26 protein-coding genes are annotated in these 24,189 nt (G+C 65.3%); 12 read left to right on the forward strand and 14 right to left on the reverse strand.

Annotated elements, in window-relative coordinates:
• Positions 1-51: 51 nt before the first annotated feature.
• Positions 52-1,443: a NarK/NasA family nitrate transporter gene (locus tag AYK61_RS06860; RefSeq protein ID WP_121872520.1), complete on the reverse strand. Its 1,392-nt coding sequence runs from the start codon at positions 1,441-1,443 to the stop codon at positions 52-54.
• Positions 1,444-1,681: 238 nt separating this feature from the next.
• Positions 1,682-2,923: an MFS transporter gene (locus AYK61_RS06865; RefSeq protein WP_259467953.1), complete on the reverse strand. Its 1,242-nt coding sequence runs from the start codon at positions 2,921-2,923 to the stop codon at positions 1,682-1,684.
• 81 nt (positions 2,924-3,004) lie between these two features.
• Between AYK61_RS06865 and AYK61_RS06870 the strand changes: the two genes are divergently transcribed.
• A complete protein-coding gene (locus tag AYK61_RS06870) occupies positions 3,005-3,715 on the forward strand; it encodes a FadR/GntR family transcriptional regulator (protein WP_121870271.1) in 711 nt (236 codons plus the stop codon).
• Here the strand turns inward: AYK61_RS06870 and AYK61_RS06875 are convergent.
• From AYK61_RS06875 to AYK61_RS06885, 3 genes are all read right to left on the reverse strand, one after another.
• The gene (locus tag AYK61_RS06875; RefSeq protein ID WP_121872521.1) at positions 3,705-4,559 is read right to left on the reverse strand and encodes a TIGR02569 family protein; all 855 of its coding nucleotides are present in this window, start codon (positions 4,557-4,559) and stop codon (positions 3,705-3,707) included. The genes AYK61_RS06870 and AYK61_RS06875 overlap by 11 nt on opposite strands.
• Before the next feature lie 60 nt (positions 4,560-4,619).
• On the reverse strand, positions 4,620-5,786 hold the full coding sequence (moeZ, locus tag AYK61_RS06880) for an adenylyltransferase/sulfurtransferase MoeZ (protein ID WP_121870272.1): 1,167 nt from the start codon (positions 5,784-5,786) through the stop codon (positions 4,620-4,622).
• Between the two features lie 93 nt (positions 5,787-5,879).
• On the reverse strand, positions 5,880-6,959 hold the full coding sequence (locus AYK61_RS06885; protein ID WP_121870273.1) for a DUF3152 domain-containing protein: 1,080 nt from the start codon (positions 6,957-6,959) through the stop codon (positions 5,880-5,882).
• A 300-nt stretch (positions 6,960-7,259) separates the two neighbouring features.
• Between AYK61_RS06885 and AYK61_RS06890 the strand changes: the two genes are divergently transcribed.
• Positions 7,260-7,913, forward strand: coding sequence for a TetR/AcrR family transcriptional regulator (locus tag AYK61_RS06890; protein ID WP_121872522.1), 654 nt, complete (start codon positions 7,260-7,262; stop codon positions 7,911-7,913).
• A 72-nt stretch (positions 7,914-7,985) separates the two neighbouring features.
• Here AYK61_RS06890 and AYK61_RS06895 read toward each other — a convergent pair whose 3' ends face one another.
• A complete protein-coding gene (locus AYK61_RS06895) occupies positions 7,986-8,213 on the reverse strand; it encodes a DUF3107 domain-containing protein (RefSeq protein ID WP_032397679.1) in 228 nt (75 codons plus the stop codon).
• A gap of 129 nt (positions 8,214-8,342) precedes the next feature.
• A complete protein-coding gene (locus AYK61_RS06900) occupies positions 8,343-9,065 on the reverse strand; it encodes a ferritin-like fold-containing protein (RefSeq protein ID WP_121870274.1) in 723 nt (240 codons plus the stop codon).
• 413 nt (positions 9,066-9,478) lie between these two features.
• On the opposite strand from AYK61_RS06900, the gene AYK61_RS06905 reads away from it, so the two are divergent.
• The gene (locus AYK61_RS06905; RefSeq protein ID WP_259467954.1) at positions 9,479-11,029 is read left to right on the forward strand and encodes a DEAD/DEAH box helicase; all 1,551 of its coding nucleotides are present in this window, start codon (positions 9,479-9,481) and stop codon (positions 11,027-11,029) included.
• Positions 11,030-11,038: 9 nt separating this feature from the next.
• A complete protein-coding gene (locus tag AYK61_RS06910) occupies positions 11,039-12,292 on the forward strand; it encodes a hypothetical protein (protein ID WP_121870275.1) in 1,254 nt (417 codons plus the stop codon).
• A gap of 21 nt (positions 12,293-12,313) precedes the next feature.
• Here the strand turns inward: AYK61_RS06910 and AYK61_RS06915 are convergent, their stop codons facing one another.
• Both AYK61_RS06915 and AYK61_RS06920 read right to left on the reverse strand, forming a co-directional pair.
• Entirely contained in the window at positions 12,314-13,108 is a 795-nt protein-coding gene (locus tag AYK61_RS06915) for a ParA family protein (protein ID WP_121870276.1), read from the reverse strand.
• Positions 13,109-13,168: 60 nt separating this feature from the next.
• Positions 13,169-14,635 carry a DHA2 family efflux MFS transporter permease subunit gene (locus AYK61_RS06920; RefSeq protein WP_121870277.1) on the reverse strand — a complete coding sequence of 489 codons (1,467 nt, stop codon included), beginning with the start codon at positions 14,633-14,635 and terminating at the stop codon, positions 13,169-13,171.
• A 180-nt stretch (positions 14,636-14,815) separates the two neighbouring features.
• Here AYK61_RS06920 and AYK61_RS06925 point away from each other — a divergent pair, with 180 nt between their 5' ends.
• A complete protein-coding gene (locus tag AYK61_RS06925) occupies positions 14,816-15,457 on the forward strand; it encodes an acid phosphatase (protein WP_121870278.1) in 642 nt (213 codons plus the stop codon).
• A complete protein-coding gene (locus AYK61_RS06930) occupies positions 15,454-15,930 on the forward strand; it encodes a GNAT family N-acetyltransferase (protein ID WP_121870279.1) in 477 nt (158 codons plus the stop codon). Before AYK61_RS06925 ends, AYK61_RS06930 begins: the two co-directional genes overlap by 4 nt.
• Before the next feature lie 9 nt (positions 15,931-15,939).
• Here the strand turns inward: AYK61_RS06930 and AYK61_RS06935 are convergent, their stop codons facing one another.
• A complete protein-coding gene (locus AYK61_RS06935) occupies positions 15,940-16,368 on the reverse strand; it encodes a hypothetical protein (RefSeq protein WP_121870280.1) in 429 nt (142 codons plus the stop codon).
• A 251-nt stretch (positions 16,369-16,619) separates the two neighbouring features.
• On the opposite strand from AYK61_RS06935, the gene AYK61_RS06940 reads away from it, so the two are divergent.
• Positions 16,620-17,573: a diacylglycerol kinase family protein gene (locus AYK61_RS06940; protein ID WP_121872524.1), complete on the forward strand. Its 954-nt coding sequence runs from the start codon at positions 16,620-16,622 to the stop codon at positions 17,571-17,573.
• A 265-nt stretch (positions 17,574-17,838) separates the two neighbouring features.
• A complete protein-coding gene (locus AYK61_RS06945; protein WP_032366305.1) occupies positions 17,839-18,093 on the forward strand; it encodes a WhiB family transcriptional regulator in 255 nt (84 codons plus the stop codon).
• A gap of 121 nt (positions 18,094-18,214) precedes the next feature.
• Here the strand turns inward: AYK61_RS06945 and AYK61_RS06950 are convergent, their stop codons facing one another.
• Together AYK61_RS06950 and AYK61_RS06955 are read right to left on the reverse strand one after the other, a co-directional pair.
• Positions 18,215-19,693 (reverse strand): sensor histidine kinase, encoded by a 1,479-nt coding sequence (locus AYK61_RS06950; protein WP_121870281.1) that lies wholly within the window; start codon positions 19,691-19,693, stop codon positions 18,215-18,217.
• A 21-nt stretch (positions 19,694-19,714) separates the two neighbouring features.
• Complete coding sequence (locus AYK61_RS06955) at positions 19,715-19,930, reverse strand: biotin/lipoyl-binding carrier protein (RefSeq protein ID WP_008717734.1); 216 nt, start codon at positions 19,928-19,930, stop codon at positions 19,715-19,717.
• A 119-nt stretch (positions 19,931-20,049) separates the two neighbouring features.
• Here AYK61_RS06955 and AYK61_RS28230 point away from each other — a divergent pair, with 119 nt between their 5' ends.
• Positions 20,050-20,124 carry a 50S ribosomal protein bL37 gene (locus AYK61_RS28230; RefSeq protein ID WP_370878772.1) on the forward strand — a complete coding sequence of 25 codons (75 nt, stop codon included), beginning with the start codon at positions 20,050-20,052 and terminating at the stop codon, positions 20,122-20,124.
• A 71-nt stretch (positions 20,125-20,195) separates the two neighbouring features.
• Here AYK61_RS28230 and rsrA read toward each other — a convergent pair whose 3' ends face one another.
• Both rsrA and AYK61_RS06965 read right to left on the reverse strand, forming a co-directional pair.
• Positions 20,196-20,495 carry a mycothiol system anti-sigma-R factor gene (gene rsrA, locus AYK61_RS06960; protein ID WP_374700636.1) on the reverse strand — a complete coding sequence of 100 codons (300 nt, stop codon included), beginning with the start codon at positions 20,493-20,495 and terminating at the stop codon, positions 20,196-20,198.
• The gene (locus tag AYK61_RS06965; protein ID WP_094642309.1) at positions 20,492-21,274 is read right to left on the reverse strand and encodes a sigma-70 family RNA polymerase sigma factor; all 783 of its coding nucleotides are present in this window, start codon (positions 21,272-21,274) and stop codon (positions 20,492-20,494) included. The genes rsrA and AYK61_RS06965 overlap by 4 nt, the downstream gene beginning before the upstream one ends.
• Positions 21,275-21,364: 90 nt before the next feature.
• Between AYK61_RS06965 and ybaK the strand changes: the two genes are divergently transcribed.
• Genes ybaK through rsgA form a run of 3 tightly spaced genes read left to right on the forward strand, consistent with a single transcriptional unit; the run spans position 21,365 to position 24,165 of the window.
• Positions 21,365-21,856 carry a Cys-tRNA(Pro) deacylase gene (gene ybaK, locus AYK61_RS06970; RefSeq protein ID WP_121870282.1) on the forward strand — a complete coding sequence of 164 codons (492 nt, stop codon included), beginning with the start codon at positions 21,365-21,367 and terminating at the stop codon, positions 21,854-21,856.
• Positions 21,857-21,862: 6 nt separating this feature from the next.
• On the forward strand, positions 21,863-23,179 hold the full coding sequence (aroA, locus tag AYK61_RS06975; protein WP_121870283.1) for a 3-phosphoshikimate 1-carboxyvinyltransferase: 1,317 nt from the start codon (positions 21,863-21,865) through the stop codon (positions 23,177-23,179).
• Positions 23,131-24,165 (forward strand): ribosome small subunit-dependent GTPase A, encoded by a 1,035-nt coding sequence (rsgA, locus tag AYK61_RS06980; RefSeq protein WP_183130193.1) that lies wholly within the window; start codon positions 23,131-23,133, stop codon positions 24,163-24,165. The genes aroA and rsgA overlap by 49 nt, the downstream gene beginning before the upstream one ends.
• Positions 24,166-24,189 lie beyond the last annotated feature (24 nt).

Here is a 24,189-nt window from a genome sequence, read left to right on the forward strand (position 1 = left end):
TCCGATCTACGTTGCCGTGCAGTGTGTTTCGTTCTCACCGGTGATGGATCCTCAGACGGCCACCGGAGCGTCGGCATCGGCGGAGTTGGTCTTGCGCAGGTAGATCGCCCACGTGACGAGGGCGCACACGACATAGAAGGCGAGGAACACCCAGAACGCCGTCGTGGCCGACTTCGCTGTGCCCGAGTACGACGCCCGCAGCACCAGGTTGATTCCGACTCCACCGAGAGCACCGATCGCACCGGCGATGCCGATGAGTGCGCCGGACATCTTGCGTGACCAGTGCTGCTGCTCGTCGACCGTCATACCCTGCAGCGCAACCGATTTCGCGGCAAAGATTGCGGGAATCATCTTGTAGACCGAGCCGTTTCCGATACCGGAGAGCAGGAAGAGTGCAATGAATCCGACGACGAAGAGCACCATCACCGTGCCGCTGGCCGCCCCGGGAGTCGAATCGTCCCAGGTACTGGCCGCGACCAGAACTCCGGTGGCGAACGTCATGGCCACGAACGTGTACAGAGTGATCTTGCCGCCACCGATCTTGTCGGCGAGCTTGCCGCCGAACGGACGCGACAGCGATCCCAGCAACGGTCCGATGAAAGCGATCTGAGCGGCCTGCAGCGAAGCCTGCGCCTGCAGAGCGGGAGTCGAGGGTCCGCCGTCGGTGAGTCCGGCGAGGAAGTTGATCTGCAGTACCTGGCCGAACGCGAAGCTGAAGCCGATGAACGATCCGAACGTGCCGATGTACAAGAAGGCGATCCACCACGAGTCCGAGAACTTCAATACGTCGATCATGGAGCGCCCGTTCGTCTTCTGATTGTCCAGGTTGTCCATGTACAGCGCGGCACCGACGGCGGCGAGGGCGATGAAGACGAGATAGACCGCGCACACGATCTCGGGAGCGGTGTTACCGATGGTGGCGATGACCAACAAGCCGATGAGCTGGATGACGGGCACACCGATGTTGCCGCCGCCCGCGTTCAAGCCGAGAGCCCAACCCTTCTCACGTTGCGGATAGAACGCGTTGATGTTGGTCATCGAGGAAGCGAAGTTGCCGCCGCCGAGTCCGGCGAACGCCGCAACGATGATGTACGTGGTGTACGAGGCCGGGTTGAGCATGAAGTACATGGTCAACACGGTGGGGATCAGGAGCACCAGAGCGCTGAAGATGGTCCAGTTACGCCCGCCGAACTTGGCCGTGGCGAAGGTGTACGGAATCCGCAGGATCGCGCCGACGAGTGTGGGGACGGCGACGAGGAAGAATTTGCCCGCCGCGTCGATGCCGTAGACCGACAACGGCATGAACAGCACCATCACCGACCAGATCGACCAGATGGAGAATCCGACGTGCTCGGCGATGACCGACCAGATCAGATTGCGCTTGGCGATCTGTTTGCCGCCGGCCTCCCAGGCCTCGACGTCCTCGGAATTCCAGTGCGCGATGTGATGGTTGACGGAGACGGGGACTGTTCCGGGCGGAACCGTCGCCGTGGTGGCTGAGCCGGCATCTGCCGAAGCGCTGCGAGAAAGGCTGGTCACGTGTGGCCTCCTGATCGGTGTGTGGACCGAACATAGGAAAGCCATGTTGCAGCGGCGCTGCGTGCGGTGACGCGAAAGATTAACTTGGTCTCACGCGCTCACCGACACCGACGTGAGATGAAGCGTCAACGGTCGCTATGCGTCACCAGGTGTCTTCGAGCATCCTCGGCCGGCAGCACAGGAACCCTCCGACCAGCAGAACCGCCACGCATCCGGTCAGCAGTACCAACGGCAGTCCCCATCCGCCGGACTGTGTGTGCAACAGCCCGAACAGAATCGGGCCGGTCGAGGACACCACATAACCGAGCCCCTGAGTGAATCCCGAGAGCGAGGACGATCCCACCGCGGTTCGTGTCCTGAGGTTGATCAGCGTCAGCGACATCGGGAAGGTCATCGTTCCCAGCCCGACCAGGCACACCCACACGACCGTACCGGCAGCAGGCGACCAGTGCAGTCCCGCGAACCCGCAGAGATAACACACCGCGGCAACCACGACGAGACCGAAGGGATTGCGCAGTTTGGCGCACAGGGTCGGCGTGGCCAGCGAGGTGATCAACCCCATCGCACCGAACGCGGCGACCGATGCACCGGCCAACCCTTCGCCGATACCCGAGTCGATCAACAGCGTCGGCAGCCAGGTGAGCATGGAGTACGTGATCAGCGACGTCATCGCGAACATCGTGACCATTCCCCATGCCAGCGAGGAGCGATGAATCCGGCCGCCGGACCGGGTGTGCACTGCTGCCGAACCGGCCTCGCCCGAGACATCCTTCTCGTCACGGCTGCGTCGGGAGATCACGACGCCGAGCCACGGCAGTGCGGCGGCAACGCCGACGATCGCCCAGAGGCCGATCGAGAGCCGCCACCCGTTGGCATCGGCGATGGGGACCGCGAGCAGGGGCGGGATCATGGTGCTGATCTGCATCGCGCAGATGTAGATGGTGCTCACCACAGCGAGGCGATCGGAGAAATACCGTTTGACCAACGGCGGGATGACGACGTTCCCGATTCCCATTCCGGCGAGGGCGATCGCGGACAGGGCGAGCAGCGAGGCGGTGTTCGGCGCGAATGCACGGGTGGCCATGCCGATGGTGGTCAGCGCCATGGCCAGCAACGCGGCTCGCTCCAGACCGGTGCGCTTGGCGAGAAACGGTGTTGCCAGACCGAACACGGCGAACATCGCCGGAGGCAACATTCCGACGATGCCGATCACCGTGGTGCCGAAGTCGAGGTCGGTGCCGATCCTGCCGAACAGCGGGCTGATCGAGGTCACCGCCGCACGGAGCGTCAGTGCGGACAGAACGATGGCGGAGAAGACCAGAATTCGCCCGCGCAGGAGTGGGGTACCGACGATTCGGCCGGCGGGGACGGTGGGCGCACTCACCGCGCAATCATAGGATGACCGGATCATTGGGTGCAAAGTATTACTATCGACGCTGCAACGTCCCCGGCATGAGGAGCCCACGTGCGGCAGGTCCAGCGATCGAGCCTGATTTCCCAGGTAACGGCTGCGCTGCGCGCGGAGATCACCTCGCAGCGATGGCCGGTGGGTACCCGCATTCCCACCGAAGCCGAACTGTGCGAGATGACCGGTACCGGGCGCAACACCGTACGCGAAGCAGTACAGGCACTCGTTCATGCCGGCATGGTCGAACGCAGGCAGGGTTCGGGCACATTCGTCATGACGTGCTCCGACCTCGGCGGAACCCTGGGAAAGTACTTCTCGGACGCCCGGCACCGCGACGTCACCGAGCTACGCGAAACCCTGGAAGTCACTGCAGCGGCTCTCGCAGCCGACCGACGCGACGACGCCGACATCCGTGCCATGCTCGCCGCGCTCGCCGATCGCAACGCGGCGTGGTCCGACGCGACCCCGCTGGCCGATGCCGTTCGGATCGACGCACGCCTGCACCGGGCCATCGTCGCGGCCAGCCACAACGCCATCTATCTGGAGTTCTACGATTCGCTGCTGCCGGTGATCCACGACGCAATGCGCCACCATGCCGTCGAGCACGACGACGATTACATCGACGAACACACCGCGCTCGTGGCGGCGGTCATCGCCGGTGACGCCGCCCGTGCGATGCAGGCCGCCAGGTCACTGTTCCACGAACTCTCCGAGTCCCCAGCTCGCGCAGCGGAATTGCCGGCTCGCGCAGTGGAACTCACAGAATGAGGCGCACCAGATCTGCTGTTCGCGCCAAGCCGGGGAAGGCCTCCGCCGTCGATCGCGGATGAAGCGCGTGTACTGCGAGACGAAACATCAACGCGCGCAGCAACATCTGCGGCCATTCCGGTAGATCGTCCCAGCGGCCCACCAGACCGTCGTCGGCATCACCCCAGGAAAGTGCGTCCACCACGGCCACTCCGGCAGCCCAGGGTGCGGGACGCCAGTACGGGGTGATGTCGCTGATCCCGGGGGCATCGCTACCGGAGAACAACACCGTTCCGAACAGATCACCGTGTACCAACTGGTCGGGTGACTCGACGGGCTTGCGCAGTGTCGCAAGCTGTTTGACCAGTTCCAAACTGCTCTTGCCATCGCTGGACGACGGTTCGGGTGCGCCGGCGCCGCGAGCAGAGCGCAGCGGGACCGCTTCCCAGGCGGCTCTGTCGGCAGCAACGAACACGTCCACGTCGGCCCACGGGGCCACGGGAGGCTGAACCAGAAACCGGGGTCGCTCGAGTTGCGCGGTCGCCGCGTGCAACCGCATCGACAACGAGATCACCTCGTCGTGACGGGGCTCGGGTTCGCCGGCGACGAACGTGTCTGCGCGCCAGCCCGACACGACGTATCGGCCGTCGGTCGAACGCACGGGTCGGGCGAGACGAACCCCGTCGACGGTCAATGTCTCGCGCACCTTGGCCGACCACGCGGCGCGGGCATGGTCTGCCACCGGAGACAGGACGACGTCACCCAGACGCCATCCACCGTCCCAGTCCGCACCGAGAGGTGCAGGCTCGACATCGCGCAGCCCGAACGTAGAGATCACGTGCTGAGGAGGTTCGACAGAGCTCACGAGCGCCACGCTACCGCCGATCGCGGTGCCGCTGCGGACGACGCGCACACACGGACAGCATCAGTACATGGGCAAATCGGGATCGATCCGCTTGGCCCACTCCACTATTCCGCCGTGCAGATGGGCGGCGTCCGAGAAACCGGCACCGACGAGAGCGGAGAGCACCTCCGCCGACCTGATGCCGGTTTTGCAGTAGAGCACGATGGGGACGTGCTGCGGTAGATCTGCCATCGCCGCGCCCGACAGGATTCGATCCTTGGGTATCGAACGCGCACCGGCGATACGGACGATGTCCCACTCCACCGGCTCACGCACGTCGATGAGGGCGATCTCGCGACCGGACTGCATCATCGCGTGCAGCTCCTCCGGGGTGATCGACTCGCCGATGGATTCGGTGGCCGGGACCACTCCGCAGAATGCCTCGTAATCGATGAGCTCGGTGATCGGCGTTCGATGCGGGTCCCGAGTCAGACCCACGGTTCGATAGCTCATCGCCAGCGCGTCGTAGATCATCAATCGACCCAGCAACGTCTCGCCGATTCCGGTGATCAGCTTGATGGCCTCGGTCACCATGACCGACCCGATGGACGCGCACAGCACCCCCAGCACCCCACCTTCGGCACACGAGGGCACCATGCCCGGCGGCGGAGCCTCGGGGTAGAGGTCGCGGTAGTTGATTCCCGCGTCGCCGGGGGCCTGATCCCAGAACACCGACACCTGCCCCTCGAACCGGTAGATCGAGCCCCAGACGTACGGGATTCCGACCAGCGCGGCCGCGTCGTTGACCAGGTATCGGGTGGCGAAGTTGTCGGTCCCGTCCAGCACGAGGTCGTACTGCCGAAAGAGCTCGAGCGCGTTCGACGAGTCGAGTCGAACACGGTGCAGCGCCACCTCGACGCCGTCGTTGAGTTCGAGAATCGAGTCCCTGGCGCTGTCGGCCTTCGGACGACCCACGTCGGACCGGCCGTGGATGATCTGCCGTTGCAGGTTCGACAGTTCGACATCGTCGAATTCCACGATGCCCAGAGTCCCGACGCCGGCGGCTGCGAGGTACAGCAGTGCGGGTGAGCCGAGTCCCCCGGCACCGACGACGAGCACGCGCGCGTTACGCAGTCGCTTCTGACCGTCGGTTCCCACGCTGGGGATGATCAGGTGCCTGCTGTACCGGGCGACGTCCTCGGGCGTCAGTTCGCCTGCGGGTTCGACCAGCGGGGGTAGATGGACCACGACGCAGCGACGCTCCTCGACTCGACACGGCGACCGGTTACCCGGCGCGCCACGTTCGAATCTAATCCCCCGGCCTGTCCTGAACGCAGCCGATCAGCCTCGCGGGTATGGCCACGGATTGAATCGGCACGTCTTGCCGTCCATGGGGACGACGCCCGCAGGGTCAAGTCGCGCGATGTCGTCGTTGGACGTCCCGAAGGTCTGCTGCATCATCACCGGTGCGAGCCCGCCGTCGGTCTCGCACGGTTGGTGCTGCTGGTAACCGATCGCGTGGCCGACCTCGTGATTGATCTGGTACTGGCGGTACGAGCCGATGTCGCCCTGGAACGAGATCGCCCCGCGCACCCATCTCGGCTCGTTCAACACCACTCGCTCGATGCCGGGGTTGTAGCAGGACACCTCGAGCTGGATGTCGTAGCCACAGGCCTGTCGGATCGACAATTGCGACGTCAGCGAGATCCTGAAGTCGGGGTCGCCCTGATCGATTCGCCGAAATCCGAACCGTGGATCGTTGGTCCAACTCTTCGGGTTGGCGAGCGTCTGATCCACGAGACGGCCGAACGACTCGTCGCCGCCGAATCCAACGGTGTCCACGCCGTCCTCGACCTCGACCGTGTAGGTGAACACCCGCTCGGTCCCCTGACCCACCTGCTCGGTAGTGCCCGGCACGGTTCGCCAGGTTCCGGCTCCCTGCACCGCGAACGGACCACCGTCGGGTAGTTCACCCGATGAGATCGACGCCGCGAAGTTACCGTCGGCCTGCGGCGGCACACCGATTATTCCGGTGCCCGACGTGGTATCCGAACTCAAGGTGCCGAATCCAGGATCGGCGTTGGTGGACTGCGCTGCAGAGCCGGTGACGGGGTCACCGGTACGCACGGCATCGAACACGACGAGCGCGGTCACCACGATCAGGATCGGAACCGCGTACGCCCGCCAGCCGTACGTGGACGCGAACTTTCCGAGCTTGCTCTGCTTCCTGATGTCGCGATCCGGACGACGACTGCGTTGCTTGACCTCGCGTTGCGTCGGGTCCCACTGCGCCCGGAGCGGTTGATGCGACCCGCGACTTCCCACGGTGCGTGGGAAGTCGTCCGACCGATCGTCGTCACTCTCGTCGACGCCGCCCGACTGCACACCACCGCGGATCCGCGGCCCGCCTCGGTCAGTCACTCGATCACGATCTCACAATCCTCACCGCTCGCTGCTCGGCACGCCGATACAGGGAACGGAACTATCGGGTTTCAGGTACGAAAACATGGTACGAACAAACCGCTCGACGTGATCCGGTATTGCTCACTTTCGGCAACGGTCCCCCAGGATCCCGTGAGTGCAGGCGGCCACGAGTATCGTTGCCCGTGATCTGCGCTACGAGCGGTCCGAACCGACGGCCACCCGCCGGAAGTTCATGCCGGACCGTTCGTTGTCGAACCAAGACGAGCGCAGCTGTCGACGCGGATGGGAACAGAATTGATGACAGATCTCGATGACCGGCGGTCTTCCGACCGGCCGGCCACCACCGGCAATCGCCGCAGCGCACGGCTGCCGCGCGATGCCCGTCGGGCGCAACTGCTCGCTGCCGCGAGCGAAATATTCGTGACCCGCGGATATCACGCATCCGGAATGGACGAGATCGCCGAATGCGCGGGCGTGAGCAAGCCTGTCCTGTACCAACACTTCCCCGGAAAACTGGAGCTGTATCTGGCGGTGCTGCAGAGCTACGTCGATACCCTGATCGCGGGAGTGCGTCAGGCCCTGCGCTCGACCACGGACAATCGTCAGCGCGTTCGAGCCGCAGTGCTGGCGTTCTACGATTTCGTCGACACCGACACACAGGGATTCCGCCTGGTCTTCGAGTCCGATCTGATGGGCGACCCGCAGGTCAACGCGCGCGTCGAGCAGGCAACCGAAGCGTGTGTCGACGCCGTCTTCGACCTGGTTGCCCACGACTCCGGACTCGATCCCTACCGGGCCCGCGTACTGGCTGTCGGCCTGGTCGGTGCCAGCCAATTCACCGCTCGGTACTGGCTCGAAGCCGACCGGCCGATTTCCAAGGAAGACGCCGTCGACACCACGGTGTCGCTGGCCTGGGGCGGTCTGTCGCACGTTCCCCTGCAGGCACCGTAGATCCGGACCAACGAACGCAACACGCCCCTCACTCGATACGAGTGAGGGGCGTGTCGTGCGTTCCGCGCAGTCTCAGGCGGTCGCGAATCCGACCTTCCGAGCATCGGACGGGCCGATCTCGACGTACGACACCTTGGAAGCCTGAATCAAGAACTTGCGTCCCTTCTCGTCCTCCAACGACAGCACTCCGTCCTTACCGGCGAAGGCGGTCGATACGAGCGCTTCGACCTCGGCCGGGGACTGCGTGCTGTTCACGACTAGCTCACGGGAACTCTCCGAAACACCGATCTTGACCTCCACGGTCAACCTCCGAACTCTCGACAACTCTGCTCACGCCAGGCTAGTGCAGCGGCGTCGCCCCAGACGCCCGACGCCCTGTGCTGTCAGCGAACACCGCCCTGTGCTGTCGGCGAACACCGACCACAGTGGTCAGTCCAGGCCGAGTGAGGACATCCGTTCCGCGTGCTGTTCCTGCATGCGATCGAACAGTGCGACGACGCCGTTGAGGTCTCCCGACGCGGTGATGACGAGATCGGTCAGCGACTCGCGGCGAGCGAGCACGAACTGCGCCTGGGTGATGGCTTCACCGAGCAGACGACGACCCCACAGCATCAGTCGTGCCTTGTCCTGAGTGCTCGCACGAACCCGGTCGGACACCTCGTGCACCACGAACTCCGAGTGTCCGGTCTCGGCGAGCACGTCGCGAACGATCTCGGCAACCTCGGGGTCGAGACTGTGCGCGATCTGCCGGTAGAAATCGGCCGCGATGCCGTCACCCACGTACGCCTTGACCAACGACTCCAACCACGTCGAGGGAGTCGTCGACTCGTGGTACTCGTCCAGAGCGCGAACGAACGGATCCATCGAGGCATAGACGTCGAGACCGCGGTCCGACAAGGCTCTCTGCAGCGTCTCGAAGTGGCTCATCTCGGCGGCCGCCATGCTCGCCAGCGCGACGCGACCCTCCATGGACGGAGCCATTCGAGCGTCATCCGCCAGTCGATAGAACGCAGAGATCTCGCCGTATGCGAGCACCGCGAACAGATCCGGAATACCGGGGTGATCGTGGGCGATCGCCGGCTCGACTCGGCCCGACTCGACGAGCGTGGTGGGTGAATCTGCGGACGACGGCTCCGACGAATGGGCTCCCATGTGGCAATCGTAGTCCGGTGCCCGACGCCTCGTCGCGGCGCGCGCCGGACCTGTCGTGACCTGCCGACAATGGAGAATTCCGTTCGGCAAGCTACCATGGTGCTCGATCGTCGCTCGCGGACCGATGAAACGGACCGAAGAAGCACGCGACGGTCATCGATAATGTGTGCGCACCTGATCCGGGTCGCCTCGACAGCTTCGCCGCAGCGGACATCGCAGTTCGCGGCCGCGCTGAGGCTGACGGCGACATCACATCGGATCGAGGGCATCGACTTCGGCCGGCAATAGGCCTATGCCCTTCCTCGTGCGCACGTTCGACCACGAGGAAGGCCAGTCCCCTGAGCAAGATAGTCATCGACCAAGAGTCCGACACCGGCGACAACACGCTGTCGGCGCAGCTGGACGACACGCACGTGCCTCCCACTTTCGCCGAGCTGAACGTGGATCCCACCATCGTTCGTGCGCTCTCCGAGATGGGAATCGAGCGCACGTTCGCCATCCAGGAGTTGACGCTGCCGCTCGCCATCGCGGGCGACGACCTCATCGGTCAGGCACGTACCGGAATGGGCAAGACCTTCGGCTTCGGTGTGCCCCTGCTGCACCGACTCGCCACGGACAACTCCGGCACCTCCCCGCTCGACGGCACTCCCCGCGCCCTGGTGATCGTGCCGACGCGTGAACTGTGCGTTCAGGTCAGCTCCGACCTCGAGAACGCGTCCAAGTACCTCAGCGGCGCGAACGGCCCCGTCAAGGTGCTCTCCATCTACGGCGGCCGTCCGTACGAGGCGCAGATCAGCGCGTTGCAGAACGGCGTCGACGTCGTCGTCGGCACCCCGGGCCGACTGCTCGACCTCGCCAAGCAGAACCACCTGATCCTCGGCAAGGTCGGCGTCCTGGTTCTCGACGAGGCCGACGAGATGCTCGACCTCGGGTTCCTCCCCGACATCGAACGCATCCTCGGCATGGTTCCCGACAAGCGTCAGACGATGCTGTTCTCTGCCACGATGCCGGGGCCGATCATCACCCTGGCCCGGACGTTCCTCACGCAGCCGACGCACATCCGCGCCGAAGAGGCGGAGTCCTCGGCCGTCCACGACCGCACTGCTCAGCACGTCTACCGGGCCCACGCCCTCGACAAGGTCGAGATGGTCGCCAAGGTCCTCAAGGCCGAAGGTCGCGGCGCGACGATGGTGTTCACCCGCACCAAACGCACCGCACAGAAGGTTGCCGACGAACTGGCCGAACGCGGATATTCGGTCGGTGCCGTGCACGGTGACCTCGGCCAGGTCCAGCGCGAGAAGGCCCTCAAGTCGTTCCGGACGGGCAAGATCGACGTTCTGGTGGCTACCGACGTCGCAGCCCGCGGCATCGACATCGACGACGTCACCCACGTCATCAACTACCAGTGCCCCGAGGACGAGAAGACCTACGTGCACCGCATCGGCCGCACCGGCCGTGCAGGACGCACCGGCATCGCGGTCACTCTGGTCGACTGGGACGACATCCCCCGTTGGCAGCTGATCGACAAGGCGCTCGATCTCGGCATGCCGGATCCGGTCGAGACCTACTCGAGCTCGCCGCATCTGTTCACCGATCTCGGTATCGCCACCGACGCCACCGGCACGGTACGCAAGGCACCCTCGCGCGCCCCGGAGAAGGCGGACGAAGACGGCGAGGCGAACACGGCAGCGCCTGCGGCCGACGCGTCGCCGGCGAGCAAGCCCCGCCGCTCGCGCAGTCGCAGGCGCACCCGCGCAGGGCAGGACGGCGACAACGCCGCCGCAACCTCCGGTGCGCAGGCCGATTCCGCATCTACCGCGGATTCGGTTGCCGAACGATCGGATACGTCGGACGCGTCGTCCGCGGACACGGTCACCAAGACTGCTCCGCGCCGCCGCAGGCGTCGTCGCCCCAGTGGGTCGTCCGCCGATGCCGGACCGTCGACTGCGAGCGCATCGGAGTAATCTCCCGCCGTGCTGGCTCCAGAACGTCGGACGAGAACCGACCTCGTCGTCGCCGCCGTCATCGCAGTGGTGGTGGTGGTTGCCGCGAGCATCGCGTGGTTCACCGGTGATGCTCGCGGGACTGCATCGATAACGGCCGAGGAGCCACTGCCTCAGGCCGAGCCCGCGACCGCGGTGCCCACGGCGCTCACCGAATTGTGGCGCGCGCCGAGCGCAGCGACGGATTCGACGCGAACTCCCCTCCCTGTCGTCACCGGATCCACGGTGGTGACTGCGGACGGGGGCTCCGTCCTGGGCCGCGATCCACGCTCGGGTGAGCAATCCTGGTCGTACACACGCGATCTCCCGCTCTGCTCGGTGGTCGCGTCGTGGAACACAGCGGTGACGGTCTACCGCGACGACCGCGGCTGCTCTCAGGTGACCGAGCTCGACGGGCCCACCGGAGAACGCAAGGCACAGCGCACATCCGATGCCGACGATGCGGTCCGCCTGTCCTCCGACGGCACCTACGTGACATCGAGGGGCGAGACCCGCATGGAGCTGTGGCGGTCGGACCTGGTGCGCACCCTCGAATACGGTCGAGTCGATGCCCCGGTCAATCCCGGTAGTCAGCCGAGAACCGGATGCACACTGCTGTCCTCGGCGTCGACGAACTCACGTACGGCCGTACTCGAACAATGCCCCGGCGAGGCCGCCGCCCGATTGTCGCTGATCAATCCCGCGCCCAAGGACGCCAGTGAACCCGAGGAGTACGGGTCGACGGTGGTGCCGGAACTCGTTCCCGAATCCGACGCACCGACTGCCGGACGGATCATCGCGATCACGGGCGGCATTGTGGCGCTGTACATCCCAGCGGCGAACGGCGCACCCGACCGGGTGGGACTCTTCGACGACGCGGCCGCGAGAGTATCCGAATTCCCTCTCCCGGCCGGCTCTTCCCCAACCCTGGACTCCCCGAATTTCCCTGCGACGAAAGCAGGTTCGGTGCTCACCTGGTTCACCGGCGCGGGAATCCTTGCGTTCGACGCCGACAACCTCGGTCCTCTGTGGACCGTCCCCGGAGCCCTCGGGAGTGGGGCGGTCATGGCCGGCCGACTTCTCGTACCCGTACCCGACGGCATCTCGGTGGTCGATCTGTCCACCGGTAACGCGACGGCCGACATTCCAGTCGATCGAGGCGATTACGACGGCCCGATTCAGATGGCGGTGATCGGCGATGTGGTCGTCGAGCAACGCGGTTCCGACGTGGTCGCTCTCGGCTGACTCGCTCGCACGGGCTTCGTTCTACCCCGCCGGATCGTAGGTCTTCAGATCGGCTTCGCCGTCCCAGTACGCCAGCAGATTCTCGGCGAGTTCTCGATAGGCCTGCGCGCCCTTGTTCTTTCGGCCCGAGAGTACGGTCGCGCCCGATGCACTGGCTTCGGCGAAGCGTACGGTCCGCGGAATCGGCGGCGCGAGCACCGGCAACGAATAGCGGTCCGAGACATCGCCGAGCACGTCCCTGCTGTGCGTGGTGCGGGCATCGAACAGTGTGGGAAGAGCCCCGAGCAGCGCCAGGTCGGGGTTGGTGATCTGCTGTACCTCGGACACCGTTCGCAACAACTGCCCGACCCCGCGATGCGCGAGAGTCTCGCACTGCAGGGGCACCAACACCGACTGTGCGGCGGTGAGGCCGTTGAGGGTCAGCACTCCCAGCGACGGCGGACAGTCGATGACGACGACATCGAAATCCTCGAGGATCGGTGCGAGCGCCCGCTTGAGTGCGAATTCGCGACCCGCACGCATCAGCAGCAACGCTTCCGCTCCGGCGAGATCGATCGTCGCCGGCAGCAGCACGATTCCTTCCGCAGTCTCGATCAGTACGTCCTCGACCTTCGCATCCCCGGTCAGCACTTCGTGGACCGAGGAATCGAGCTTGTCCGGGTTGTGTCCGAGGGAGAACGTCAGACAGCCCTGTGGGTCGAGGTCGACCACCAGGACTCGTCGATCGAGAGCATGCAACGCAGCCGCGAGCGAAGCCACCGTGGTGGTCTTGGCGACGCCGCCCTTCTGATTCGCTACCGCGAGAATTGTCGTCACGGCCCTGATCCTTGCTTACATCGAGCCGATGAGCGAGGGTTCGGCATCTCTCGGGCGCGTCTAGTGCAGCGCGATCGGTGCCGCGGCTCGCTCGGTCACGTGCTTCGTCCTGGGCAGGAAGAACGCGGGAACGAACGTCACGAGGATCAGAACCAACGCGACCATGAAGGTGGTGCCGAACGCCCTGGCCGAGATGTCGAAGGCCTCGACCTGGCTGGTCGCAGTCGATGCGGGCTTCTGCTGAGCGGTCAGCACCACCGACATCAACGCGGTACCTATCGAGCCGGCCGCTTGCTGAACGATGTTCATCAAGGTCGAGCCGCGTGCAACCGTGTCGTCGGTCAGCGTCTGCAGGGCGGCCGTCATGATGGGCATCATCGTCGAACCGAGGCCGAGCCCCATGACGAACAGTGCGCCGATGAGCAGGGTGTAGGAGGTGTCGGTGCCGACCTGCGTGAACACCGCCATTCCTGCGGTGATGAGCACCATGCCCACCAGCACGATCCTGCCGGGACCGAACTTGTCCGCGATCACTCCGGCGATCGGCATCGCGATCATCGCGCCGATGCCCTGCGGTGCCAGCAGCAGCCCGGCCGTCAACGTCGTTTCACCGCGAAGCAGGAAATAGCTGGGGAACAGCAGACCCGCGCCCATGAAGGCGACCATGAAGAACGTCGTGGTGATCACGGCCACGGTGAGCGATCTGTTCCCGAACAGCCGTAGATCGATCAACGGATGCTGCACGCGCAGGGCATGGAAGACGAACAGGACGATCAACACGAGCCCGACGATGACCGGGACCAGGACCTTGACCGCGAGAACGGTTTCGGTTTCGACGACGGAGGACGCGCCGTAGAGGAACAGAGCGAGGCCGGGCGAGAGCATCAGCATTCCGCGGAAGTCGAAGGACTCGGACGGGGTCGGGTTGTCCTTGGGGAAGATCACCACGGCCGCGATCAGGGCGAAGATACCGATGGGCAGGTTGATGAGGAAGATCCAGTGCCAGCTCGCCGCCTCGATCAGCCAGCCGCCGAGGATGGGTCCTGCGATGGGCCCGATGAGCATCGGGACGCCCAACACGGCCATCACGCGCCCGATCCGCTCGGGGCCTGCGGCGCGCGTCATGATCGTCATGCCCAGCGGCATCAGCATGCCGCCGCCGAGTCCCTGCAGCACTCGGAAGAAGATGAGCGAGGTGATGTCCCAGGCGAAGCTGCACAGCACCGAACCGAGGACGAACAGCACCAGCGCGGTGATGTAGAGGCGCTTGGTTCCGAGCCGATCGGCAGCCCACCCGGTCAGGGGTATGACGGTGGCCAGGGCGAGCGTGTAACCCGTCATCGTCCAGGCGGCGTTGGCGTAGGTGGTGTCGAAGACGTCGGTGAACGTCCGGAGCGCGACGCTGACGACGGTGACGTCCAGAATCGACATGATGGCCCCGAGGACGACGACCCCGGCGATCTTCAACAACGCACCGTCGAGCTTCTCCGGAGCATCGGGCGACGCGGGCTTGTGCAGGTCGGTCATGGTTCTCCAGGCGATGAGAAGGAGCTGTGAGGCACGACGGGCAGACCTGTGTCGCCCGAGAAAGTGAAGAATCGAAACGAGAGTAACCGGCCGGTAGGTCCGTACTCAATCGACAAATCGGACACATCCGCAGGCCACCTATGACAAGAGCCACATCCTGCGGGCAGGCATGATCGTTGCATGACCACACACGGCGGCGGCGAGGCCGGCAGAGTCGTTCTACTTCGGCACGGCGAGACCGAATGGGCGCTGGCCGGCAAACACACCGGCAACACCGACGTCTCCCTCACGAGCACCGGCGAGCAACAGGCCGTCGAGGCCGGATCACTCCTCCGACTACTGAAGCTGCGCGATCCCCTGGTGATCACGAGCCCGCGAGAGCGCGCTCGCAGAACCGCCGAGCTCGCAGGCCTGCAGGTCGATCGAACGTGGGATGCGTTGTCGGAGTGGGACTACGGCGACTACGAGGGCATCACGTCGACGCAGATCCACGAGACGGTGCCGCACTGGACCGTCTGGACGCATCCGTGCCCGGGCGGTGAGTCCATCGGCGACATCGCCGTGCGCGTCGAGCTGGTGCTCTCGGTCGTCCTACCGTTGTTGAGCGGCCACGACGTCGTGTTGGTCGGCCACGGCCACTTCTCGCGGGCACTGATCGCCGGCTGGACCGAGGCACCCATCACCGAGGGCAAACGCTTCGCACTCTCGCCCGCCGCGTATTCGGTGCTCGGCTTCGAGCATTCGTTTCGCCAGCTCGTGGCGCACAACGTGCACCCGTCGATTCTCACCGCCGCCACGGCACCGAAAGGAAACCCCGAATGATTCGCCGCGCCGCCGAGGCCGATGTTCCCGCCATCACCGCTCTCGTGCACGAACTCGCCGCGTACGAGAAGTCGTCCTCGCTGTGCACCGTTCGAGACGAGCAGCTTCGCTCTGCGCTGTTCGGAGCGCAGCCGTCGGTGTTCGCACACGTCGCCGAGCACGAGGGCACGGTGGCGGGATGCGCGCTGTGGTTCTTGAACTTCTCCACTTGGGACGGTGTGAACGGGATCTATCTGGAGGACCTCTACGTGCAGCCCGCCGCGCGGGGAGAAGGCTTCGGAACTGCATTGCTCGCCGCGTTGGCCGCCGAGTGCGTAGATCGGCAATACACGCGATTGGCCTGGTCGGTGCTGGACTGGAACACCCCGTCGATCGGCTTCTACCGATCGCTCGGTGCTGAGCCACAGGACGAGTGGACCACGTTCCGCCTGACCGAGGACGCGTTGGCAGAGCTGGCCACCCGGGCGCGTTGAACGACTATCTCAACGGAGCTCGTCGTCGACGTCGCTGTATTCGGCGGCCATCCACCGGGAGGACGGCGGGCTGAACAGCAACACGAGTACGCCGACGACCACTGCTCCGAGGGCGACGCCGTAGACGGTCTGATGCGATCCGGTCAACAGCGACCACACGACGGGGAGCAGCAGCAGCTGTACGACGGTGGCGATGGACCGTCCCCACCGCTTTCCGAGGATCAGGGCGACGCCCGCCGCCCCCACTCCGATACCGAGGACGCCGAACCACCCCGCGGTGCCGTAGCCGTTGGCCACGGCGTTGTCCCCTTCTCCGGAGAACGCTCGGACGAGTAGGACTATCGCGGCCACCAACGACGCCAAGCCCTGCGCTGCGACGAGCGCCCCGGCGGATCTGAACGTAGCCGGAGGGGTGAGGTTCTCGGGTGAGGTGGACACGCGTCCAGCCTAGGCAACCGGGAGTGGAGCCGGCGGAACGACCCATGGCCGGGAGTGGAGCCGGCGGAACGACCCATGGCCGGGAGTGGAGCCGGCGGAACGACCCAGGTGACCGGAGTGGAGCCGGCGGAACGACCCAGGTGACCGGAGTGGAGCCGGCGGAACGACCCAGGTGACCGGAGTGGAGCCGGCGGAACGACCCAGGTGACCGGAGTGGAGCCTGCGGAACGACCCGGTTAGTGTCAGTGCTCGTGCGTGCGCTGCTGATCGTCAATCCCAATGCGACTTCTACGACGGCTGCGGCTCGTGATCTGTTGGCTCATGCGTTGTCGAGTCGGGTGCGGGTGACGGTTGCGCAGACGACTCATCGGGATCATGCGTCGGAGCTTGCTCGGGGTGCCCGTGAGGACGGGATGGGTCTGGTGATCGTTCACGGTGGTGACGGGACGGTCAACGAGGTGATCAACGGTTTGCTCGGGGTGCCGTTGCCGACGTCGATGCAGGCGGTGACGATCGGTGCGATTCCGCCGCTCGCGGTCGTTCCGGGCGGTAGTGCGAATGTGTTCGCGCGGTCGCTGGGGATCGAGGCGGATCCGGTGGCGGCGACGAATCAGTTGATCGGTCTGCTCGATGCGCGGGCACGGCGGACGATCGGGTTGGGGCATTCCGGCAATCGCTGGTTCACGTTCAATGCGGGTATGGGACTCGATGCGGATGTGTGTCGGGCCATCGATGCCAGTCGCAAGGACGGCAAGCCGGTCTCTGCGACGCGTTACCTGAGGTCGGCGGTGCAGGAGTTCTTCAAGCACAAGCGACGGCCTGCTCGTTTGACGGTCGAGGTCCCCGGGCAGGATCCGTTCGAGGGTGTCCACTATGCATTCGTGTCGAACTCGAGTCCGTGGACGTATCTGAACGAGCGGCCGGTGCACACGAATCCGGGTACCGGCTTCGATTCGGGTCTGGGCGTGTTCGGTATGCGCTCCACTGCTCTGTTCCCAACGTTGCGGGTGTCTCGCCAGTTGCTCGCGAAGGGGGCAGAACCGAAGTCCCGCAAGCTGATTCGGATCGACGATGTACCGAGTGTCCGAATTTCCTCCGCGGAGCCGGTCGGCTTGCAGATGGACGGGGACTACCTGGGTGAACGCACCGAGGCCGAGTTCTTCTCGACTCCCGACGCGCTGGAAGTGGTTGCGCCGAGCCGCTGAGAGGGCTTGTCCCTGGGCATATGGGGCTGCACACAGCGTTGTTCTCGCGAAATCACGAGCGAAATCTGTTCACTCGGGGTACAAAGGAGCGCAGAAGGCTAAAGCGAGCCTAACAGAGTGAGCTTGACCACGGTCACGCGCGTACCCCTTGACTTCACCTGAGTTCGTGAAAGCATTCACAAGCAACAGTGCGGAAACATTGGTTACCCACTCGTGAACAGAAGAGAAACGAAACGGCGCTTCGGCGCCCGGTAAGGAGCAGAGGATGGACTGGCGCCACAAGGCTATTTGTCGCGATGAAGATCCGGAACTATTTTTCCCGGTGGGAAACAGTGGTCCGGCGCTCGCGCAGATCGCCGATGCCAAAGTCGTCTGTACTCGGTGCCCCGTCACCGCTGAATGCCTGTCCTGGGCACTCGAATCCGGCCAGGACGCAGGAGTATGGGGCGCAATGAGTGAAGACGAGCGCCGTGCACTCAAGCGACGCAACGCACGTACGCGCGCACGTAGCTCCGTCTAGGACGCGCAACCAGCAATCGGCAAGGCCCGGTATCCGCCACAGCGGACACCGGGCCTTCTGCGTTCCACGGGCCGTCTGCGTACCGCGAAGAGCGCGTTACGCACTGTTCACCGAACGTGCATCAGGGCCTCGGCACACGCCGTCCCAGAGGAACCCTCAACAGCGCGTCGGTTCCCCCGCCCGCCGCAGGATGCAGACCCAGCGATCCGTTCAGTTCCACCGAGACCAGCGTGCGCACGATCTGTAAGCCGAGACCGTCCGAGCGTTCCAGGGAGAACCCGGTGGGCAACCCGCGCCCGTCGTCGTGGATGACCACGTCCAGCCACTTCGCGGACCGGTCGGCTCCGATTCGGACGACACCGGCCGACCCGGCGTCGAATCCATGTTCCATCGCGTTCTGCACCAGCTCGGTGAGCACCATCACCAGGGGCGTCGCCCGTTCGGCCGAGAAGACTCCGAGTTTGCCCTCGCGCACCACTCGAACTTTCGGATTGACCGTCGCGATGTCCAGCATGATCGGCACCAGACGATCGACGATCTCGTCGAGGTCCACTTCTTCGTCCACCGACATCGACAACATTTCGTGCACGAGTGCAATGGATGTCACCCGACGGACCGACTCGGACAACGCCGTGCGCGCTTCCTCGTTCTCGAGTCGCCGAGACTGCAGCCGGAGCAACGCAGCCACCGTCTGCAGGTTGTTCTTCACCCGATGATGGATCTCCCGGATGGTCGCGTCCTTGCTGAGCAGAGCACGATCGCGTCGCTTCACTTCGGTGACATCGCGGATCAACACGGCCGCACCGGCAGACCTCCCCCGGGGCTGCAGAGCCAGCGTGCGCACGAGAACGGTGGCACCGCGCGCATCGACTTCCATCCGGTGGCCCACGTTGCCACTGAGCGACGATCGGATGTGATCGGCCACCTCCTGCGAGTCGAACGGGTCGGTGACCAGAGACCGCGTGACCGACGCCAGATCTCGACCGGACAACTCCGTCGTCAATCCCATCCGGTGGTATGCCGAGAGTGCGTTGGGACTGGCGTAGTCCACCCGCCCCTCGGTATCGACGCGGATGAATCCGTCGCCTGCGCGGGGGGACGAGTTCACATCGGTGCGCTCCTCCGGGGTGGGAAACGTCCCTTCACTGATCATCAGACACAGGTCGTCGGCACATTCCCGATAAGCGACCTCGAGGGCACTCGGCGGTCGAAGCTGCGCGGGATTGGTGTCGCGGGTCAGCACCGCGATGACGTGCTCTCCGCAGCGCACCGGAATGCTCTCGGTCCGCGTCACGACTCCTCCGTGCACGATCTCCCGCTGCTGCAGCGCGACCATCACGTCGGGGTGCTCGGATTCGGAGATCGTCGTTCCCACGATGTCGTGAGTGAAGACCGTGGGCGCGGTTGTCGGCCGGCACTGGGCCACACAGAGCACGTCGGCAGTCCCACTGGACACGTCGTCGGTGCCGACCCACAGCAGCACGTCGGCGAACGAGAGGTCGGCCAGCAGCTGCCACTCGCCTACGACGCGCTGAAGATGGTCGACCGCGACGCCGCGGAGGTCGGTGTGTTCGGCCAGAAGGTCACTGAGGGTCGACACGGGATCTCACGGGACCGATGCTCAGGACACGACGGCGATGAGGTCGCCCTGCTGGATGACGTCGCCGACCGCGACGTCCACCGACGTGACCGTCCCTGCGGTCTCGGCCAGCACGGGAATTTCCATCTTCATCGATTCCAGGATCACGAGGGTGTCACCGACCTCGACGGCGTCGCCTCGGGCCACGACCACCTGAAATACCGTGGACACCATCTCCGCACGAACGTCCTCGGACACCGGCGAACCCCTCTCTCACGTCACCACGAACTGCGCCGGCCACCCATCGGAGACCAGGCCAGTCACAGTAAGCCAATCACACGTGGGAGACTGTAGTGAACAAACGAGAGGAGCCCATCGTGGGAAAGCGTGGACGTAAGAAGCGTGCTCGTAAGGGCAACAAGGCCAACCACGGCAAACGTCCGAACAGCTGACGGTTTGCCACAAGCCGCGAGGGGCCGAGAAGCGATTGCTTCTCGGCCCCTCGTCGTTGTGCGACCTGCGACTACTCGGAGTCGGTCTGGCGAATCAGCACGGTCCGTCGAATCTCGACGCTGAGCCGTTCGCGCAGCCCGGCCGGCGCTTGGTCTCCCCCGCATTTGCGTGAGATCAGCCGCTTGACCTTCTCTTCGATTCCGTAGGCCTCGAAGCAGGATCCGCATTCGTCGATGTGCTTCTGCAGACGGGATCGGCTCGCTTCGTCGCATTCGTTGTCGAGCATCACCCACACGTCCGCGATCACGGCCGAGCAGTCGAGGCGTTCGAACTGTGCGTCGCCGTCGTCGATCCTTCCGGTGCCCGTCACTGGACTACCTCCTGCTCGTGCCGATCGACTGCGCCGTCCCGGTTGAAACCACGCTCCCGCGCAACCCCTGCCAGCAGGCCCCGCAGTTGCTTGCGTCCGCGGTGCAGACGCGACATCACCGTCCCGATGGGAGTGCCCATGATCTCGGCGATCTCCTTGTACGGGAACCCCTCGACGTCGGCGTAGTACACAGCCATTCGAAACTCTTCGGGAAGAGACTGCAGCGCGGCTTTGATGTCGTCGTCCGGCAGCGCGTCCAGGGCCTCGACCTCGGCCGAACGCAGCCCCGTGGACGTGTGTTCGGCGGTGGCGGCGAGCTGCCAGTCACTGATCTCGTCGGTCGGGTACTGCGCGGGCTGACGCTGCTTCTTGCGGTAGGAGTTGATGTAGGTGTTGGTGAGAATTCGGTACAGCCACGCCTTGAGGTTCGTGCCCTCACGGAACGACCGGAAAGCCGAGTAGGCCTTCACGAACGTCTCCTGAACCAGATCCTCGGCGTCGGCGGGGTTGCGCGTCATTCGCAGAGCTGCGCCGTACAGCTGATCGAGCATCGGCAACGCGTCGCGCTCGAAGCGCTCGGTCAACTGTGCCTCGGTCTCGGCAGCCCTGCGCTCCGCGATCGCCTTCTCGTCGTCCACGTCAGCGACGGGATTGCTGGCTTCTGTCACGCTGATCCCTTCGATAGCTTCCACCGCCCAGGCTACCGCGCCCGAAGTCGACTTCTGCGAAGAGATCACCCCCTTCAACGCGAGGGGACGTCCCGCGGTCAGCACTGCCATTCGTCTTTCCTTCCGCCTGCATCCGTATCTGTTGTTGCACAACACACCGTCGTGCCGCGGTGTTCCCGCGCGGTCGCTAGAGTCCGGTGAATGGCTGCGTCCACACCCGCTCTCGCGCTGCTCATCGCACGGAAGGTGGCGCACACCGTGCATTCGTACGACCACGATGCTCGGGCGCAGTCCTACGGCGAGGAGGCGGCACAGATCCTCGTCGAGCGGCTCGGCGTTCGGCCCGACCAGGTCTTCAAGACGCTCGTCGTCGAACGAGCAGATCGCTCGCTTGCGGTGGCGATCGTCCCGGTGACGGCCATGCTCTCGCTCAAGGCCGCGGCCGCCGCTCTGTCCACCAGAAAGATCACGATGGCCGACAGGGCTGCCGCCGAGCGCTCCTCCGGATACGTCTTCGGCGGTATCTCGCCTCTCGGCCAACGCAAGCCCCTGCCCACCGCGATCGACGTCTCGGCTCTCGATTTCGAGACGATTCTGTGCAGCGGGGGTCGCCGCGGACTGGAAATCGAACTCGCACCAGCCGATCTGGTGCGGCTCACAGGCGCAACATCCGCGCCCATCGCCGCGCACTGACAGCGAATGAGAGAAGATGGACGGGTGAGCAATTGGACAGCCCCCGCCGCCGTCGCACCCGTTGACGCGACAGTCACTCTGCCCGGATCGAAATCGATCACCAATCGCGCACTGATCATCGCCTCGCTCGCCACCGGCTCGTCGACGATCACCGGTGCCCTGCGCAGCCGTGACACCGATCTCATGATCGACGCCCTGGCAACCTTGGGAATCGAGATCATCGCCGCGGACGACGACAGGACGTCGTTGCGCGTGACTCCGGCACCGCTGCACGGAGGAGCCGTGGAGTGCGGTCTGGCGGGTACCGTCATGCGCTTCGTGCCGCCCCTGGCTGCCCTTGCCGCAGGCGAGGTGTCGTTCGACGGCGACGAGCAGGCACGTATCCGTCCACTCGACACCATTCTCGACGCTCTGCGCGCGGTGGGGGCCGAGATCGACGGCAGCGCGCTGCCGTTCACGATGCGCGGCACCGGTTCGCTGCGCGGCGGGTCGGTCGACATCGACGCCTCGGGGTCCTCACAGTTCGTCTCGGGTCTGATGCTCTCCGCGGCGGCATTCGACGAGGGAATCGAAATCCACCACACCGGCAAGCCCGTTCCGTCCATGCCGCACATCGACATGACAGTGGACATGTTGCGGCGTGCGGGCGTCCGAGTCGATACCCCCGAGTCCGGCGGCGACGCGAACACCTGGCGGGTGCACCCCGGGCCGGTCGCGCCGATCGAGTGGAGCATCGAGCCGGACCTGTCCAACGCCACCCCTTTCCTCGCTGCAGCGGTGGTGACGAAAGGCAGAGTGCGCGTGCCGAATTGGCCCGAATCGACCACCCAGCCCGGCGATGTCTTCCGCGAGATACTCACCCGGATGGGCGCTCGCGTCGACCTGACCGCAGGCATCTTGACCGTCGAGGGCCCCGATACGTTGCGCGGCATCGACTTCGATCTCCACGACGTCGGCGAATTGACCCCGACGGTCGCGGCGCTCGCCGCACTGGCCGAGGGGCCGTCGATTCTGCGTGGCATCGCCCACCTGCGTGGCCACGAGACCGACCGACTCGCCGCACTGACAACCGAGATCGTTCGACTCGGCGGACGCGCAGTCGAGACCGACGACGGCATCCGCATCGATCCGGCACCGCTGCACGCAGGCGTCTGGCATTCCTACGCAGACCACCGGATGGCCACCGCAGGCGCGATCGTCGGACTGCGGGTACCCGGGGTCGAGGTGGACGACATCGGCACCACCGCCAAGACGCTCCCCGGTTTCGAGATGCTGTGGGACGCAATGCTGTCCGCATCGACACCGAGCGGGGTCGGCTCCTGACCGCGCGCCGGTACGACGAGTCCGACGTTCGGATCCGACCGGGCAAGAGTTCGCGTCCACGAACCAAGACTCGACCCGAACACAACGACGCCGAAGCAGGCATGGTGGTGTCCGTCGACCGCGGCCGATGGGGTTGTGTGCTCGACGGTGACCCGGCACGGCCGGTCGTGACGATGCGTGCCCGCGAGCTGGGCCGAACTCCGATCGTGGTGGGAGACGAGGTCGGAATCGTCGGAGATCTGTCCGGCAAGGTCGACACCCTGGCCCGAATAGTGCGCGTGGCCGAGCGGCGGACGGTGTTGCGTCGCACCGCAGACGACACCGACCCGTTCGAACGTGTGGTGGTGGCCAACGCCGACCGGCTACTCATCGTCGCGGCGCTCGCAGACCCTCCTCCTCGCACCGGCTTCGTCGAGCGAGCACTCGTGGCCGCGTACGTCGGCGGACTCGAACCCGTTCTGTGCCTGACCAAGAGCGATCTCGCCGCCCCCGAGGAATTCACTGCGGCCTTCGCCGATCTGGACGTCCCGGTGGTGCTGGCCGGCCAATCCGAGGACCTCACGGAGCTGACCGCGATGCTGACGAACTCGGTGACCGCGCTGATCGGTCACTCGGGCGTCGGAAAGTCCACGCTCGTCAACCGGCTGGTGCCCGACGCCTATCGCGCCACCGGGGTGGTCTCGGGCGTCGGCAAGGGCCGTCACACCTCGACGCAGTCGGTGGCGCTACCGCTGCCCGGCGGCGGCTGGGTGGTCGACACTCCCGGTATCCGGTCGTTCGGACTGGCACACATCTCCCCCGAGAACGTCGTCGCAGCGTTCTCCGATCTGGCCGACACGATCGAGAACTGTCCCCGAGGATGCACCCACCTCGGCCCACCGGCAGATCCCGAGTGCGCTCTCGACGCACTCACTTCGGACGCCGGTCGACGTGTCGCGGCCGTGCGCCTGCTCCTCGAAGCCGTTCGAACGAACGAAGCCTGGTAGCAACGGACTCCGGTCGGAATCGGT

This window comes from Rhodococcus sp. SBT000017 (genome assembly GCF_003688915.1).
GTDB lineage: Bacteria > Actinomycetota > Actinomycetes > Mycobacteriales > Mycobacteriaceae > Rhodococcoides.